Here is a 395-nt window from a genome sequence, read left to right on the forward strand (position 1 = left end):
ATGATGACCCACCCCATCCACCTCCACGGCATGTGGAGTGATCTTGAGGATGAGAACGGCAAATTCATGGTGCGCAAACACACGATCGACATGCCGCCCGGAACCAAACGCAGCTATCGAGTTACTGCCGACGCGTTGGGTCGCTGGGCCTATCACTGTCACCTGCTGTTCCATATGGAAATGGGCATGTTCCGTGAAGTACGGGTTGATGAGTAAAGGAGACGATCTGTGAGCACATACCGAAATCGTAATTCCCTCGTGGGTTGCCTCTTTGCCGCTGTCCTGCTGGGTGGACTCTCGTCCACGGTGCTGGCAGAGGAAAATGGCAGCGACCATTCAACCACTGTTCCTGTTACAGCAACGGACAAGCCAGCAACGGCAAACGATTCGAAGCT

Annotated in this window: 1 protein-coding gene; it reads left to right on the forward strand. The window is 54.4% G+C overall.

What is annotated here, in order from left to right; genetic code table 11:
* On the forward strand, nucleotides 1-216 hold a 216-nt coding region (locus KMS84_RS44050), incomplete at its 5' end, for a multicopper oxidase domain-containing protein (RefSeq protein ID WP_256921411.1).
* Nucleotides 217-395 lie beyond the last annotated feature (179 nt).

This window comes from Streptomyces hilarionis, from assembly GCF_024539675.1.
In the GTDB taxonomy this organism is placed as follows: domain Bacteria; phylum Actinomycetota; class Actinomycetes; order Streptomycetales; family Streptomycetaceae; genus Streptomyces; species Streptomyces hilarionis.